Here is a 17,138-nt window from a genome sequence, read left to right on the forward strand (position 1 = left end):
TATCTCTATGAAAAAGTTAAAACTCGTAATTTACTACCTATTTTTCTATAACTTACCTAACTCAAGGTATTTGCCACTGTTTAGTAAACTTCGTTGCTGGTACTTGAGTCGAGTATTAAAAGTAGTAACGGCACACCCAAAAAACCGATTAGAAAATCGGATTTACATTTCTGATGCCTCTGAGTTGAAGATTGGCCATAATGTACGTATCAACGAGAATGTGTTTATTCAAAGTGCCACCATTGGTAACAACGTTATGATTGCACCTAATGTGGCAATTCTCTCTAGTACACACAGTTACGAAAGACTCGATATACCAATGGTCGATCAAGAAGATATCTTTGGTCTACCGCCAGTCATTGAAGATGATGTTTGGATTGGCCGTAATGTAGTGATAAAGCATGGCGTTACAATTGGAAAAGGCGCAATTGTTGGTGCATGCTCTTTAGTTACAAAGGACGTACCAAGTTATGCCATCGTTGGTGGTGTGCCCGCAAAAGTAATCAAATATAGAAACGCCCAAGAAACAGAAAAGAAGTACGAAAATGAATAAAACATGCACAATTGGTGGGCTAGAGATTTCAGCATACGACAGCATGGAGCACGCTGTTGATTCTATCTTGCACAATGGAAATGTGGTTAGTGGCTTTGCCGTCGCAGTGAATGCGGAAAAGATTGTATCTAGTTACGAAAAAGCAGAAGTAAAAAACATCCTAGAGTCTGCAACTATTCGATATCCAGATGGTGCAGGGGTGTCTCTAGTCATGTCAAAACGTGGCTGTCCGAGCGCGAGAATCCCTGGATGTGACTTATGGTTGGAGCTAATGAAAGGCTCTGCACCACTCGGCGTGCCTGTATTTATTGTGGGTGCGAAACCAGAAGTGAACCAACAGACTGTCGATAAGCTCAAGCAAGAGCTGAACGTTAATGTTGTGGACTCTTGTGACGGTTACTTTAAAGATGAAGCTGAGTTGATAGAACGTATCAAGCAAAGTCAGGCTAAAGTCGTAACTGTTGCTCTTGGCTCTCCTAGGCAAGAGAACTTTATTAACAAATGTCGTGAAGTTTATCCAGAGGCCTTTTACATGGGGGTTGGCGGTACCTACGATGTATTTACGGATCGTGTTAAACGTGCACCACAATGGGCGCAAAAGTATAACTTGGAGTGGTTCTACCGATTAGCGTGTCAGCCGACAAGAATTACTCGTCAACTTAAGCTCGTAAAATACCTGTCTTTGGTCGTGACAAAGAAAGTTTAATCTTGTTCTTTTATATTAGATAGAAAAATGCCCACGATGTCGTGGGCATTTTTGTTTGAGTTCAAGTCAGATTACGATAAGAGAGCTATTCAAGTTAGCTATTGGAAATCGTAACCGTTTCAGGCTTTCCCAGCTTACTACGCACATAACTGGTGATGCGCCAAACGTAAGACAGAATAAAGCAATAAGCCACAAAACAGGCGATGAAGGTATAGAACATTACAGCCTCAGGTAAACCAGTTAATTCGCCATAAATACCAAATGCCGCGTATGCAGATGCAATCAAACAGATCACTACAAGAGTTTGTTTTGAGCTAAGACCTAAACGTTGGAAGATGTGATGCAAGTGTTCGCGGTCTGGTTTAAATGGAGAATCTCCACGGCGAACTCGACGAATCATAATGGCCGCCATGTCCATAAGAGGCACCGCAATCAGCCACAATGCGGTTACTGGGCGCATCAAAGGTTTGCTTTCTGCTTGGCTGACACCCAGCAATAACCAAATAACCGTAAAGCCGATCATCATACTACCGGCATCTCCCATAAACACCTTCCTTTCTCGACCCAAGACACCAAGGTTCATAAAGATATATGGAAGCATCGCTACAATAATCACCACGCAAAGGTATGCAAGGCCGTGTTGGCTGTCGACTTGCAGTAAGAAAGCGAGAGCGCCGAAAGTTACAATAGAAAGGCCGCCTAATAGTCCATCAATGCCATCCACCATATTAAAGGCGTTGATTGCACCAATCACCGCAAAGATAGTGATAACCGTGCCTACCCAGCCAAGGCTTATTTCACCAAAGCCAAACATGTTGCCTAGGCTATGCAGCTCAATGCCCGCGACTTTCATCATCACAAGAGACAGCACCGCCTGAATGCTCATACGAACTTTTACGCTCAGGTCAAACTTATCGTCTAATGCCCCAATAAACGTAAGTAAGCAGATAGAGCCAACGTATAGCCAACTATGTTCAATGACATCGGGCTTGAACGTCAAAAATTGCGTCAGGACAAGACATATAGATATCCCCCCCACCAGAGGGACTGCCCCCTCGTGAAGCTTGCGCTCATTGGGCTTGTCTACTAATCCAATGCTTTTAGCAGCTTTGCGCATAATAAAGAGAGTTGCAACTGAAGAGAAAAATATGAATATGAGTTCTAGGAGCATATATATCTTGCCAACACGTGGTTTTAGTTATTCGCGACCTATTCTAACCGACAGATCGACTATCACAAGGGGAAATTGAGTAACATTGTGAGAGAGAGCGAGACTTAATATTGCTAATAAAATTGAAGCAAGGTTTGATTCATAATGTAATTAAAGCACGGTTTTCAGATTTTTCTTGAGAAAGTGTTGATGTAGCGCCTCTTTTGCCGTCCTCTCGCCATGAATCAAATGGATCTCTTTAGGAGGAGGGCTTATCCCTTCTACAAAGCGAACCAGATCAGCTTCATCTGCATGCGCAGAATAGCCAGACATCGTATGTACCTGAGCTTGCACATGAATTCTCTCATTATCAATCTCCACTTCTTCAGCTCCACCTTGTATATCCCTACCTAACGTTCCTTCTGCTTGGTAACCTGCAAACAACACATCATTACGCTTATCCGGCAACAAGGCTTTGAGGTAATTGACCACACGACCGCCTTCACACATCCCAGAAGCCGCGACCACAATAGCGGGCTCCGCAGTGCTAGCGAGGCGATTTACTAAACGCAAATGTTCCGCATGATTCTCAATAGTAATACACTGTTCAAACGCCAGAGGGTGACGATGGTTACCTAAGCGCTGCTTTGCTTCTTTGCCCCATAGCTTCTTAAATCGGCGGTAAGTCTTGGTGACTTTTTTCGCCAAAGGAGAATCCAGAATGATAGGAAGCGAGTGATGTAAATCATGTTGATGAATCAGCTGTTCAATATCAAACAGCAACTCCTGCGTTCTGCCTACGCTAAATGCCGGAATAACTATTACACCACCATCTTCAAGCGCATGACGAATAATTGCGAGTAACCTTCGGCTTCGGCTCTCAACATTCTCATGTTGTTTGTTACCGTAAGTGGACTCGATAAACAGATAATCTGCACGAGTAGGGGAGATAGGGTCTGGAAGAAGCGGTGTATTACTTGGCCCCAAGTCACCAGAAAAAACCACCACCTCATTATTAGGAAGTTTAAACTCCACATAAGCAGAGCCAAGAATGTGCCCCGCCGGCTGAAAACGCAGATAAGCCAGCTCTTTAAGCGGAAGCCATGTTTGGTAATCACAAGGCACCAATCGCTTTTTAATGACATTCAGAATTTGCTCTCTTTGCGCTTTATTCAATCCTAGTTGAAGCTTCAATCCATCTTCTAGCATTAGCGGCACCAGATCTGCCGTCGCACGAGTGCAGTAGATTTTACCTTTATAGCCTGCAGCTAATAGCCAAGGTAAGCGACCAATATGATCGATATGGGCATGAGTCAGCACCAAAGCTTTTATTCTGCGGACAGAAAACTCGATCTCTAATGAGCGCTTTTGCCCATTTGTTAAAGCATCCCGTCCCTGAAAAAGCCCACAGTCGACCAAAATACTGCCGTTAGGTAACTTAAGCTCGTGACAAGAGCCTGTTACTGAATGCTTCCCCCCGTGGTGTACAACTTGCATATGCTTCTTATCCTTTCTATCACTTACTGCTATTTGCTCCAGTAAAAGAGAAACCGTTTTTGTTGCCCTTAACCTAGCTGAGACGCTTGTTCCAAAACAGTGGAAGTGTGACAGAACTATACAAATTCGGACATACATAGATAAAAGTCATAAATTTGACAGAGAACGATCATCGCAGAATGTGAACTCACTCTAAGTTATGCAGCTTTATGCATTTTATGATTCGTGTTGCTGCATAAACAGTTATTATAAAGCGAAATCTATAAGGTGTTGATTTGCAGTGCTGGATGGCAAATGGTTGGGCTTTTATAAATTAACTGCCAAAAAAATGTCAGGTAAAGGTCAGTTTTTTGTAAGCTTATGACTTTTAGTAGGCGCTTGTTTGCTATACAATCCCACACCTAGAGTATGACATATTAAAAAAGCGGATTGCATTGCCTTTAGGAGCCAGACCTAGGGGCGGTAGCGTACTCAAATTAGAAATCACGCGCACATGATGACGAACATCATCAAGGAATGCCGTAACATATAAATATAATTAAGCACACAGTTGCGCATCTGGCAAGTTGCTTCTTATCAAAAGGAGCACTTAAACAAACATTTAAGTAAAGCCCCATTACGTCAGAGGGGCAAAATCAAAGCTGCTACACAGTTTTGAGTGATACATTGGCTAGGCATAAGGTTTTCCCTTTCTATAAATACCTTTCATTTCTCATAACTAAATCATTCACTATTTAGTTATGCGCAGCCTAACTTCCCAATATTGATTCTCGAGCGTAGCTAACACCTGTACGTGTCACGGTGTTGTCCTACGTTTGCAGCGTATTACGAATTCAAATTTTACTTTGTTATTTCGAAGTAGCTTCGTACATCCAAAATTTGGATATTCATCTTAAACGTCTATTCATTGGCTAGGCTAATCCACATGTCAAAAAAGAAAATTCTTACCGTATTCGGTACTCGTCCAGAAGCCATCAAAATGGCACCTCTTGTCCATGCATTTGCAAACGATGAACGATTCGAAGCAAAGTGCTGTGTGACTGCTCAGCACCGTGAAATGCTTGATCAAGTCCTTGAACTGTTTGAGATCAAACCAGATTATGATTTGAACTTGATGAAGGCAGGGCAATCCCTCAATGATGTGACTGCACGTATCTTGTTAGAGCTCAAACCTGTACTGCAAGACTTTAAGCCTGATGTGGTGCTTGTTCATGGTGATACGGCCACTACTTTTGCCGCGAGCCTTGCAGCTTACTACGAGCAAATTGAAGTAGGCCATGTAGAAGCGGGATTACGCACAGGCAACATCTATTCGCCTTGGCCGGAAGAGGCGAACCGCAAGCTAACTGGTGCGCTGACCAAATACCATTTTGCGCCAACCGAAAACTCTCAAAATAACCTACTAAAAGAAAACACTAACCCAGCGGATATTTCTATCACCGGCAACACAGTGATTGATGCGTTACTTATGGTGAAAGACAAGATCGACAATGACGCAGCATTGAACGAGCAGCTCGCAGTGCAGTTCCCAATGCTAAAAGAAGATAAAAAGTTGATTTTGGTCACCGGACATCGCCGTGAAAGCTTTGGCGGTGGGTTCGAGCGTATTTGTGAGGCGCTAGCACGCACAGCAAAAGAGAACCCTGATGCGCAAATCCTATACCCAGTTCACTTGAACCCAAACGTAAGAGAGCCAGTAAATCGCATTCTATCCAACGTGGATAACGTACACCTTATCGAGCCTCAGCAATACCTTCCGTTTATCTACTTGATGAGCCGTGCGCACATCATCCTTACCGATTCCGGCGGTATTCAGGAAGAGGCGCCTTCATTAGGTAAGCCAGTGTTGGTAATGCGTGACACCACAGAAAGGCCAGAAGCCGTTGCAGCAGGCACCGTGAAACTGGTGGGAACAGATGTCGACAAGATCGTCACAGGCTTAGAAGTGTTGTTAAAAGATGAAGAGGCTTATAAAGCAATGAGCTTCGCACACAACCCTTACGGTGATGGCCTAGCATGCCAAAGAATTTTAGACGAATTAGCAAAATAAAAAATCTCAGGAAATGAAAATGTCTTTTGAAACAATCTCAGTTATTGGTCTAGGTTACATTGGTTTACCTACTGCCGCGATGTTTGCATCACGTAAGAAAAAAGTGATTGGTGTTGATGTTAATCAGCACGCAGTGGATACCATCAACCAAGGTAAAATCCACATTGTAGAGCCAGATCTAGATATGATCGTGAGTGCGGCGGTATCAGAAGGTTACTTAAAAGCTAGTACAACCCCAGAACCAGCGGATGCGTTTTTGATTGCCGTACCAACCCCGTTCTTACCTTGTGAAGAAGGCGAAGTCCCAGCACCAGATTTGTCTTATATAGAAGCAGCAAGCAAAGCGATTGCTCCTGTGCTAAAAAAAGGCGACTTGGTGATTCTAGAATCCACTTCTCCTGTCGGAGCGACAGAGCAAATGGCGGCTTGGCTTGCAGAAGCACGTTCGGATCTTACTTTCCCGCAAACACATGGTGATAACGCAGATGTTAATGTTGCGCACTGTCCAGAGCGCGTGCTGCCAGGCCATGTTGTTCGTGAGCTAGTAGAAAACGACCGCGTTATTGGCGGTATGTCGACCCGTTGTTCAGAACGTTCTGTCGAATTGTACAAAACCTTTGTTCTAGGTGAGTGTGTGGTGACCAATGCTCGCACGGCAGAAATGGCGAAGCTAACCGAAAACAGCTCTCGCGATGTACAAATTGCCTTTGCTAACGAGCTGTCCATCATCTGTGACAAGTTAGATATCAATGTATGGGAGTTGATTGCTCTCGCAAACCGTCACCCGCGTGTCAACATCCTTCAACCGGGTCCAGGTGTAGGCGGTCACTGTATTGCGGTTGACCCTTGGTTTATCGTGTCTAAAACGCCGGAAGAGGCACAAATCATCCACACTGCACGTAAAGTGAATGATGGCAAACCGGAGTGGGTGATCAACAAAGTGAAACTAGCGATTGCAGACTTCCTACAAGCGAACCCTGATAAAACTGCAAGAGAAGTAACAGTGGCTTGTTACGGTCTGGCATTTAAACCGGATATTGATGATTTACGTGAGAGCCCTGCAATGGTTATCACACAAAAGATCGCAGAAATGCATGCTGGCCGAGTGATTGCAGTTGAGCCAAATATCGAGTCTATTCCTGCAAAACTAAAGCATGTTGAACTTGTAGAATCTGAAATCGCAGCAAAAGAAGCGGATGTGCAAGTTTTGCTGGTTGATCATAAAGAGTTTAAGATGACAGCTAATACTTCAGAATACATTATTGATACCAAGGGGATTTGGTAAAGGTAAATGGAGTACCTTTAATAAGGTACTCCATTTTGTCAATAATAGGTATTAAATTATGGTGTAGTGTGAATAATTCAAAATTGGTTGTTTGTTCAATAAATGGAATCTTCGCTTTTTCATGTGCTCTGTATTTTGAAATTGCTGATTTCTATATGAACACATCATTTCTCTATATTTTTTCATTGGCTTTTGTTATTTTTTCTCTAAATGTGGTGAAGAAAGAGTATTCAATATTTTCTTTGTTTATATTATCCTATGTGTTGCTTTTTTATACCTATCCATTAAGCGAAAACTTTATTGAATTTGACCTATACTACCCCAAGTGGGTTAGCATTTTATATGCTCAGATCTGTATATCATCCTTACATTTATTCATGTTTGGATATATGCTTTTTTCAAAGACTGATGAGCTTAAATTTGTCTTGGTTATCAAGAAGCGCAACTTAAATATTACATTTCTATTTTTCTTTATCATCTCATTGTTGTCATGCTTGGTTATGTTTAAATCAGTTGGTGGTATCAATGCATCAAGCTTAAGTCGAGTTGATTTAAAGTATGTGTCTGGAAGCAAAATATATGCTTTATGGATGGTTTACTTTTCATCGGTATTCTATTTTCTTATTCCGATATTTTTTAAGTTCAACAGAAGAGCTAAGTGGCTTGTTTGGGTATTGATTCCCGTTGTTATTGCTTTTGAATACATCTATTTCATTGGGCTAAGAAATAGAACCATTCCAATAATGCATTTGACTTCAATAATTTTTTCAATATATCTAATTAAATTTATTAAGCTTGATGATGCAGATGAAAATATTTCTTATGAAAAATTAAAAACAAAGAAGATGCTTGTTTTTTTCTCTGCTCTTGGCCTTTTTGGTATCTTTATTAGGTTTGCTAGGGGGGTATTTCTTGAAGGAGATGGAGAGTTAAGTTTGTCTATGATAGATATGATAAAGCTCTCGATAGAAAGAGGAGACCTAGGATATACGTCACTAGTTTATGATATTTTAATCTATGTCGATAGCAATAATATAATATTAAATGGTCAATCTTATCTCAGGGCTGTGGCAACTTTCATTCCGTCAGCAATATGGCCTAGCAAACCTCCTACAACTCAGAGCCTTATCGGTCAATGGTTGACGGGAGTTGATGTTGTGACGATTCCACCAAGTATATTTGGTGATGCGTACATTAATTTTGGTGTTTCTGGTTTTATCATTTTTATATTTTTTGGCTTTTTCATTTCAAAAATGGACGGATTAAAAAATCATTATGTTCGACTGTCGGTTTTCTCTATAATTTTTGTTTTGATCTTTCATTTTGTTAGAGGTGCTTTCGTTAACCCTTTAATTGCACTTGTCTTTGTTTACTTAGGGGTTTTTATTTCAGAGAGAATAATGAAGCCTAGAATGGAAATGATTGAATGATGTTTAAGAGTCTTATAAGTTCAAGTGTGAAGCTAGCACAAGGGAGTATTATATCCAGTTTCATTTTAATGTTAGCCATGCCTATCCTAACAAGAATATATGATCCATCTCAATTTGGGTTGTATGGGGCTATAATATCAATATCCTCTATTATTTCGGTCGGGTTGTTTTTCCGATTTGAGTTATCTCTTGCAAAAAGGAAACGTTATGAGTTGAGAGGGTACTTCTATGGTGCATTTATAATTATCAGTATACCTTTGAGTATAATTTGGTTTTTACTTGTATATTTCTTTGTTTCTCATGTCGATGAGTGGAAAAGTAGCGCATTCTGGATCACCCTGCTTGCAACCCTATCAGCGTGGACTTTTTCAGCGTTCTATTTGTTAACTCTAATTGCATCAAAAAATGGTTTTTTAAAAGAAATAAATAATTCAAAGATAAAAAGAAACATGTTGATTTCGTTTCTTCAAATATTTTTAGGTGTTATTAATCCGACCTATCTATATTTGGCTTTCTCTGAGTTTATTGGAAGGCTTTATTCTGTTTTTTATCTCTTTAAAAAACAGAATATAAAAATAATCACTTCAGTTAAATATACGAGAACTTTGGCTATAAGAAACTTTCATTATATCAAATACTCCTTCCCTGCAGCTCTGATTAACTCGGTTACATCAAATACTTTGCCAATATTTTACCCAATGATATACGGTGTGAGTAATTCAGGTGTTGTTGTTTTAGTTATTAAAGTTTTAGCTGTTCCAATATCTTTATTAGGTCAGTCATTATCCACATCATATAATGGCTTTGTTTCAAAGAAAGAAAATCAAGAAAAATATAATGAAGTAAGATCTGCTCTACATAATTTGATTCTTGCACTTTCTGCTATTACGTTGTTATTTTTTATAGTTGTATATTATTTGTTGGAATTTTATTATGATGTTTTGTTCGGCGAGCATTGGGTTAGTGTAGGAGAGGTTTTTCTTTTATTAAGTCCGTCTTTGTTTTTTCAAGTTGTTTTTTCTTCATTCTCCCAGTCTCTTAATATATATGGCTTGCAAAAGTTTCAATTTCGATGGGATACAGCTCGATTACTTTTAGTTTTTAGTGCTATAACATTACCTAATTTTCTAACAGATGATGGTATATATCTATCTTTGTCATTATATTCATTAGTAATGTCAGTAATGTATATATTCCAGTTTTTATACTTTGATAGATTCTTGATGAAAAAGAATCTCGAATTTAATGATAGTTGTAAAACTTGTTGATTTTGGTTGGTTTCTATGAATGCGATACATATATATAGATTAAGTAGTTATTTGTTTGAAAAGAGAGTTCCATTTTTGCCATCTTTACTAAAAGTAATTACATTTTTAATTTTCAATAGTGTTATTCCATTTTCTGCCAAAATAGGCAGAAATAGTAAGTTTGCTTATGGTGCAATTGGTGTGGTTTTACACTCTAAATGCCAGATAGGTGAAAATGTAATAATTGGACAAAATGTGACTATTGGCCGACAGTTAGACCCTGTTGGAGTGCCTAAGATCGGTAATAATATTTATATTTCAGCCGGGGTGAGAATTTTGGGAAATATTACAGTTGGAGATAATGTAATCATAGGGGCAAATGCAGTTGTTATTAAGGATGTTCCTCCTAACTCTATTGTTGCCGGTGTTCCTGCCAAAATAGTAAAAACTGTTGATGTGGATATATATAAGCTTTTGAAGAATATTTACTAGTATGAAAGTTGCATTTTTTCAGCCATATTTAGCTAATTGGCGTATTGAATTTTTAGAGTACTTTACTGACAAGTTTAAAAGTGGTGAAGTTATAGTTTATGATGGTGGGTTTGGTGGTAAAAATGACACAAAGTCTGTTTCTGGAAATAAAGCAATATTTAGCTTTAAAAAGTTGATGTCTTTTTCTCCTGTATTTAAATTTAAAGGGCAAATTTATCCTTTTTATTTCTCCCCATTTTTGTTTTTTAACTTAGTAAAAGATATGCCTGATGTAGTAGTTACTGAAGGTGAAATAAACTTTATCAATAACATTTCAATTTTATTTTATTGTTTTGTTTTTAATAAAAAGTATGTTTGGTGGAGCCTTGGTAAAGTTAGGACGAGAAAGAAAAATATTGTAAATAAATTTCTTGACCCAATTGTTGATTTCCTATTGTTGCGAGCAAGTTGTGTAATGGCAAGGAATACTCTTGCTCAAAGTTACTATATTAATGAAAAAGGTATCAATGCTAGCAAGGTAATTGTTGCACCTAATAGTATGAATCATCATAAAGTAGAAAATGTTACTGAAGAAAATAGAGTTAAGTTGCTAAAGACAAAAAAAAATAGCCAAGTAATGCTCTATGTGGGTGCATTGACAGACCTTAAAAGACCAGAAGATTTAGTCTTCTCCCTGTCGGCTTTACTCGAGAAGAATTCCGATCTTGATCTACAGCTCTGGTTTGTTGGAGATGGTCCCGAACGAACTGCGCTTGAGCTTTTAGTTAAGAAACTAGAAATTGAGGAATACGTTACATTCTTCGGGAAAGTATTCGATGGAGTTGGGCTTTATTTTGAGGAATCTGACTTTGTTGTAGTACCTGGCCTCGGTGGTTTAGTTATTAATCATGCGATGATTCATGGTAGGCCGGTAATCTCAAGACTTGCAGATGGAACTGAACTCGATTTGATTGAAGATGGCGTGACTGGTTTTTTGGTGGGTGATTACGAAGCTTCCACACTCGTTGATAAGATTTCTCTATTGCTTGAATCAGACCTACAAGAAATGTCAAAAAATTGCGTAAATAAAGTATCAAACGAATGGAACATCGATATTATGTATGAACGCGCACTTGAGTGTATTTACTTAGAGCCATGAGATTGAAAATAGTTACAGCGTTTCAGTTAGGTTTGTTAAATTTAGCTAGGGTCGCAGTTTATCAACTTGGTGTTCGAAGCGGACTCAATCCAGTTAAACGCCTTTCTCAAGCCCAGATCTCGGGGCTTTTGTTCCGTCCTGCTACGTGCTCAAAACAATTGAAATGTATTAAGCAATATAAGCTCGCTCCATTTGGTTGGTTGCCACAACTGCCTGTAAAAGAACTTAAATGGGATAACAGTGTACTAACCGAACATCGCTTTTCAGATATGAGTAAGCCTTGGTTCAACCTATCTGATTTTGATTCAAATGTTGGTGATATTAAAGGCATTTGGGAGGCATCAAGATTTGATTGGGCTTTGGGTTTAGCACGAGATTATCTTTTTGGTAGTGAGTCAGCTTTAGATGAACTCAACGCTACCGCAAAAAGGTGGATGGAGCAGAATGCTCCTTATCTTGGCCCTAACTGGAAGTGTGGGCAAGAAGCGTCAATACGCGTTATGCACTTAGCGTTCTCCGCTAAACTGCTTAGTCAAGTTCGTAAAACTGAACCTACACTTTTGGCGCTAATAAAAGCGCATCTTCAACGAATAGCACCGACGATCTCCTACGCGGTTGCGCAAGATAATAACCATGGCACATCTGAGGCTGCTGCTTTGTTTATTGGTGGCAGTTGGTTAGTCGCTAATGGCGATAAAAGTGGGAATCGCTGGCAAAAGTTGGGGGGGAAATGGTTAGAAAACCGAGCCAAGCATCTTATTGCTAAAGATGGCACCTTTAGTCAGTATTCGGTGAACTATCACAGGGTAATGCTAGACACTTACTCAATGGCTGAGCTTTGGCGTCGAGAACTTGATCTTCCCCCATTTTCAAAAGAGCTGACAAAAAGGGTAAGTCTGGCAACGCAGTGGCTTTATCAGTTAATCGACACATCAACAGGTGATGCGCCGAACTTAGGTCATAACGATGGTGCTCGCTTATTGCAGTTAACGGATACCGACTATCGAGATTTTCGTCCATCTGTTCAGCTTGCTTCTATCGTGTTCCTTCAAGCATGCGCATGGCAGGAAGATGGGGATTATGATGAAGCCCTTGCACTGCTGCAGTTACGAAAACCGCAAAAAAACTTACAAACACCAGCATCGTTTCATTTTGAGCACGGAGGCTATATCGGTCTAAGAAATCAATCGGGAACATTTGCTTTATTTAACTATCCCAAGTTTCGGTTTAGACCCGCCCAAAATGATGCGCTTCATGTGGATTTATGGCGTGATGGGGTCAATCTGTTACGCGATGGTGGAACGTTCAGCTACAACGCAGGCCAAGGCTATATCGACTACTATGGTGGTACACAAAGTCACAATACCATCCAGTTTGACGGACACGAGCAAATGCCAAGGCTTAGCCGCTTTTTGTTAGGTGCTTGGTTAAAAGCAAAGGACGTCAACTTTGATGAGCGTCAGCTTAATGGACAAGCGGGTTACCGAGATTATCTGGGATGTGAGCATCACAGAGAAGTCTCTCTGACGGAAACGTCTTTGAGGGTAACAGACAAAGTACAAGGCATTAAAAACAAAGCTGTTCTTCGTTGGCGGCTAAACCCTGATAATTGGCAGATTCAAGGGCAAAAAGTGACCAATGGTAATCACAACATCTTAATCAATAGTGATGTAAAGATTGACCGTCTAGAGATCGTAGAAGGCAGAGAATCTCGTTATTACTACCAAGAAAGCTCTATCCCTGTTCTTGAGGTGGAGATTTCGTCAGATGGCAAAATTACAACAGAGTATCAATTTCACTCATGAATATTCTTTATTTTCATCAACACTTTTCTACACCGAAAGGTTCAACAGGGATCCGTTCCTATGAAATGGCTAAGCGCCTAATTCATCATGGACATCATGTGACTATGGTCTGTGGCACTTATGGTGGTGGAGAGACGGGTTTAGATTCGACGTTTGTTTCTGGCAAGCGCGAGGGTATCGTCGATGGCATTCGAATCATTGAGTTTGATTTGGCTTACTCAAACTCAGATGGTTTTATTAAACGCAGTATGACGTTTATTAAGTTTGCCTTAAAAAGTATTGGCCTTGCCTTTACTGAAAAATACGATGTGTTGTTTGCAACCACAACACCTCTGACAGCGGGCATTCCGGGTATCTTTGCTCGTTGGTTACGCGGCAAGCCATTTGTTTTTGAAGTGAGAGATTTATGGCCAGAACTGCCCAAAGAAATGGGGGTAATTAAAAACCCAGTCATTCTTAGTTTGATGTCGTTTTTAGAGTGGGCATCTTACCGAAGTGCGCATCGTTGTATTGGCTTATCTCCGGGCATTGTTGAAGGCATTAAAAAGCGCGGCGTGGATGAAAGTAAAATAGCCATGGTGCCGAATGGTTGTGATTTGTCTATCTTCAGTCAACCAAGTGAGCCTTGGCGTCCGGAAGGCGTGAAAGAAACAGATCTGATGGCGATTTTCACTGGAACCCATGGAATGGCAAATGGCCTTGATGCGGTTTTAAATACGGCAGTGGAGCTACAGAAACGTGGTCGAAAGGACATTAAGCTAGCCTTAGTTGGGCAAGGTAAATTAAAACCTGAACTGGAGAGAAGGGCGAAAGAGCTCGAATTGAACAATGTGGTGTTTCACCCTCCGGTAAATAAGCAGAAGTTATCTGGTTTGATGGCAAGTGCAGACGTTGGCATGCAAGTACTGGCGAATATACCTGCCTTTTATTACGGCACATCGCCTAATAAGTTCTTCGATTATATCTCTGCTGGCCTACCTGTTATTAACAACTACCCAGGTTGGTTAGCCGGAATGATTGAGCAAACGCAATGCGGATTCGCGGTTCAGCCAGAAGACCCAATTGCTTTCGCTGATGCCTTAGAAAAAGCAGCCAATCAAAGAGAAGCCCTTACCTTGATGGGGGCCAATGCACGCCAACTTGCAGAGAGTCAGTTTGACCGCGCGCTATTGGCTGATAAATGGGTTGATTGGGTGACCGGCGTTAATACAGAAGAGGGTAATGCGACAGATAGCCATGCATCAGAGGTGAAAGATGAAAAGACTGTTTGATTTTCTCGCGTCTCTTATCGCGCTTATTCTGTTATCTCCTATTATTGCTTTAGTCGCTTGGAAGATTCGTAAAAATCTTGGTTCTCCGGTTCTGTTCCGTCAAACGCGTCCGGGCTTGGATGGAAAACCTTTTGAAATGGTGAAGTTTCGTACCATGAAGGATGCGGTGGATCAACAAGGGAATCCGTTACCGGATTCTGAGCGTATGACTCCCTTTGGCGATAAGTTAAGAAACAGCAGCTTAGATGAACTACCAGAACTATGGAATGTGTTAAAAGGGGAAATGAGCTTAGTTGGACCTCGTCCGTTGCTCATGCAGTACCTTCCGCTCTATAGCAAAGAACAATCAAGACGCCATGATGTTCGCCCCGGTGTGACTGGCTGGGCTCAAATCAATGGCCGAAATGCAATCAGTTGGGAAGAAAAGTTTGCCTTAGATGTTTGGTACGTAGATAACAAAACATTGTGGCTAGATATTAAGATTCTTTTCATGACGGTAAAAAAGGTCTTCGTGAAGGAAGGCATATCTGCAGACGGCCACGTCACCATAGAGCCATTTACAGGCTCAGAAGAGCAAGGTAGTCGTCAATCATGAAAAGCTGCGCCATTTTAGGAGCCAGTGGACATGGCAAGGTAGTCGCAGAAATTGCAGAGCTAAACGGCTATCAACATATCACATTTTTTGATGATCGTTGGCCCAGTTTAAGTTCTGTTGAGCATTGGGACGTCTCTGGTGATACTGCTGCACTTTTGGCAACGGCAAGCGAATATGATGTGGTAGTGGTTGCCATAGGCCATAACGCGACGCGCTGTGCGAAACAACGTGAGTTGAGTGCCGTAGGAGCGAACTTCAATCTGCTCGCTCATCCAAGTGCAGTAATCAGTAAATACGCCAACATCAAAGCAGGAACAGTGGTGATGGCAAATGCAGTTGTGAACCCATTTAGCCATATCGGGGCGAGCTGTATCATTAACACAAGCTCTATCGTAGAACATGATTGTAGGCTTGCTGAAGGCGTTCACATTAGTCCTAATGCAAGCTTAGCTGGCGGTGTAGAAGTTGGCGAAAACGCTTGGATCGGGCTCGGTAGCCAAGTGAAACAACTTGTCGTCGTTGGCCGTGATGCTGTTGTCGGCGCTGGCTCGACGGTAATTAACCATATACCAGACTTTCAAACCGTAGTGGGCTCTCCTGCTCATACGCTTATCAAATCAGAAAAATAACACTTATTAGGTGACATCGTGCTTAATACACCATTTTCTCCATGGCCTTCTTTTACGCAAGAAGAGGCGGATGCAGTGAGCCGTGTGCTACTGTCAAACAAAGTAAACTACTGGACAGGTAACGAGTGTCGTGAGTTCGAAAAAGAGTTTGCGGCATGGGCTGGTTGCGAATACGCGATTGCTCTTGGCAATGGAACGCTTGCACTAGATGTGGGATTGAAAGCCTTGGGCGTAGGCGAGGGCGATGAAGTGATTACCACCCCAAGAACGTTCCTTGCTTCGGCTTCGTCAATTGTGACTTCCGGTGCGGCACCCGTTTTTGCGGATGTGGATCTAAACAGCCAAGCGATTACGGCGGAATCGATACAAGCGGTACTCACGCCAAAAACAAAAGCGGTGATTGTGGTGCACCTTGCTGGTATGCCAGCAGAGATGGATGCCATTATGGCGCTGTCACAGCAGCACGGTTTTTACGTGATTGAAGATTGTGCTCAAGCACATGGCGCGAAATACAAAGGGCGTAGTGTCGGGACTATTGGCCACATTGGTGCGTGGTCTTTCTGCCAAGATAAGATCATGACGACAGGCGGCGAAGGCGGCATGGTGACAACCAATGATAAGACATTGTGGTCAACCATGTGGTCGTACAAAGATCACGGTAAAAGCTTTGATGCTATTTACAATCGTGAGCATCCACCGGGCTTCCGTTGGTTACACGAATCTTTCGGCACTAACTGGCGCATGACAGAGCTGCAAGCTGTGATTGGTCGTATCCAGCTTTCTCGTATGCCAGCATGGACAGCGCAGCGCCAAGCGAATGCAGCACAAATTGATGAAGCGGTTGCAGACCTAAGCGTGGTTCGCCGAGTTGAAGTGCCAGAATACAGTGAGCACGCCGAGTACAAACATTATTTGTTTATCGAGCCTGAGAACCTTGCGGAAGGGTGGACACGAGATCGCATCGTAGAAACCATCTTTGAACGTGGTGTGCCAGCTTACCAAGGAAGCTGCTCAGAAGTGTACCTAGAGAAGGCGTTTGACAATACACCTTGGCGACCAGAGCAGCGATTGAGCAATGCTGTGATCTTAGGGGAAACAAGCTTGATGTTCCTTGTACACCCAACCTTAACGGCTGAAGAAGTGTCTAAAACGGCTCAAGTGATCCGAGAAGTGCTTTTAGAAGCTCAGCGCTAAATATTGATTTGAAAATCTCATGAGAGTGTTTTTACTCTCGTCCTAGAACCTAGAACCTAGAACCTAGAACCTAGAACCTAGAACCTAGAACCTAGA

General features: G+C 41.4%; 15 protein-coding genes. 13 read left to right on the forward strand and 2 right to left on the reverse strand.

The features are described 5' to 3' along the window. Positions 1-7: 7 nt before the first annotated feature. Positions 8-553 (forward strand): acyltransferase, encoded by a 546-nt coding sequence (locus tag GXP65_RS16660; RefSeq protein WP_162093309.1) that lies wholly within the window; start codon positions 8-10, stop codon positions 551-553. Continuing rightward, entirely contained in the window at positions 546-1,259 is a 714-nt protein-coding gene (locus GXP65_RS16665; RefSeq protein WP_162093310.1) for a WecB/TagA/CpsF family glycosyltransferase, read from the forward strand. The genes GXP65_RS16660 and GXP65_RS16665 overlap by 8 nt, the downstream gene beginning before the upstream one ends. Before the next feature lie 94 nt (positions 1,260-1,353). On the opposite strand, the gene wecA is transcribed toward GXP65_RS16665, so the two are convergent. Continuing rightward, a complete protein-coding gene (wecA, locus tag GXP65_RS16670; RefSeq protein ID WP_162093311.1) occupies positions 1,354-2,430 on the reverse strand; it encodes a UDP-N-acetylglucosamine--undecaprenyl-phosphate N-acetylglucosaminephosphotransferase in 1,077 nt (358 codons plus the stop codon). Positions 2,431-2,580: 150 nt separating this feature from the next. Further along, positions 2,581-3,906, reverse strand: a complete 1,326-nt coding sequence (locus GXP65_RS16675; protein ID WP_162093312.1) for an MBL fold metallo-hydrolase — start codon at positions 3,904-3,906, stop codon at positions 2,581-2,583. Between the two features lie 925 nt (positions 3,907-4,831). On the opposite strand from GXP65_RS16675, the gene wecB reads away from it, so the two are divergent. From wecB to GXP65_RS16730, 11 genes are all read left to right on the forward strand, one after another. Next, a complete protein-coding gene (gene wecB / locus GXP65_RS16680) occupies positions 4,832-5,956 on the forward strand; it encodes a UDP-N-acetylglucosamine 2-epimerase (non-hydrolyzing) (protein WP_162093313.1) in 1,125 nt (374 codons plus the stop codon). A gap of 19 nt (positions 5,957-5,975) precedes the next feature. Continuing rightward, positions 5,976-7,241, forward strand: a complete 1,266-nt coding sequence (gene wecC, locus GXP65_RS16685) for a UDP-N-acetyl-D-mannosamine dehydrogenase (protein ID WP_162093314.1) — start codon at positions 5,976-5,978, stop codon at positions 7,239-7,241. Positions 7,242-7,309: 68 nt separating this feature from the next. Next, the gene (locus tag GXP65_RS16690) at positions 7,310-8,671 is read left to right on the forward strand and encodes an O-antigen polymerase (RefSeq protein ID WP_162093315.1); all 1,362 of its coding nucleotides are present in this window, start codon (positions 7,310-7,312) and stop codon (positions 8,669-8,671) included. Continuing rightward, positions 8,668-9,939: a hypothetical protein gene (locus tag GXP65_RS16695; protein ID WP_162093316.1), complete on the forward strand. Its 1,272-nt coding sequence runs from the start codon at positions 8,668-8,670 to the stop codon at positions 9,937-9,939. The genes GXP65_RS16690 and GXP65_RS16695 overlap by 4 nt, the downstream gene beginning before the upstream one ends. A 15-nt stretch (positions 9,940-9,954) precedes the next feature. After that, positions 9,955-10,410, forward strand: a complete 456-nt coding sequence (locus tag GXP65_RS25420; RefSeq protein WP_162093317.1) for a serine acetyltransferase — start codon at positions 9,955-9,957, stop codon at positions 10,408-10,410. 1 nt (position 10,411) lies between these two features. Next, on the forward strand, positions 10,412-11,548 hold the full coding sequence (locus GXP65_RS16705) for a glycosyltransferase (protein WP_162093318.1): 1,137 nt from the start codon (positions 10,412-10,414) through the stop codon (positions 11,546-11,548). Beyond that, positions 11,545-13,353, forward strand: a complete 1,809-nt coding sequence (locus tag GXP65_RS16710; protein ID WP_162093326.1) for a heparinase II/III-family protein — start codon at positions 11,545-11,547, stop codon at positions 13,351-13,353. Before GXP65_RS16705 ends, GXP65_RS16710 begins: the two co-directional genes overlap by 4 nt. Next, positions 13,350-14,624: a glycosyltransferase family 4 protein gene (locus GXP65_RS16715; RefSeq protein WP_162093319.1), complete on the forward strand. Its 1,275-nt coding sequence runs from the start codon at positions 13,350-13,352 to the stop codon at positions 14,622-14,624. The genes GXP65_RS16710 and GXP65_RS16715 overlap by 4 nt, the downstream gene beginning before the upstream one ends. After that, positions 14,608-15,219, forward strand: coding sequence for a sugar transferase (locus GXP65_RS16720; protein ID WP_162093320.1), 612 nt, complete (start codon positions 14,608-14,610; stop codon positions 15,217-15,219). The genes GXP65_RS16715 and GXP65_RS16720 overlap by 17 nt, the downstream gene beginning before the upstream one ends. Next, positions 15,216-15,848 carry an acetyltransferase gene (locus tag GXP65_RS16725; protein WP_162093321.1) on the forward strand — a complete coding sequence of 211 codons (633 nt, stop codon included), beginning with the start codon at positions 15,216-15,218 and terminating at the stop codon, positions 15,846-15,848. The genes GXP65_RS16720 and GXP65_RS16725 overlap by 4 nt, the downstream gene beginning before the upstream one ends. A gap of 18 nt (positions 15,849-15,866) precedes the next feature. Continuing rightward, the gene (locus tag GXP65_RS16730) at positions 15,867-17,042 is read left to right on the forward strand and encodes a DegT/DnrJ/EryC1/StrS aminotransferase family protein (RefSeq protein WP_162093322.1); all 1,176 of its coding nucleotides are present in this window, start codon (positions 15,867-15,869) and stop codon (positions 17,040-17,042) included. The last annotated feature ends 96 nt before the right edge of the window (positions 17,043-17,138 follow it).

This window comes from Vibrio sp. LB10LO1 (genome assembly GCF_010092875.1).
Taxonomy (GTDB): domain Bacteria; phylum Pseudomonadota; class Gammaproteobacteria; order Enterobacterales; family Vibrionaceae; genus Vibrio; species Vibrio campbellii.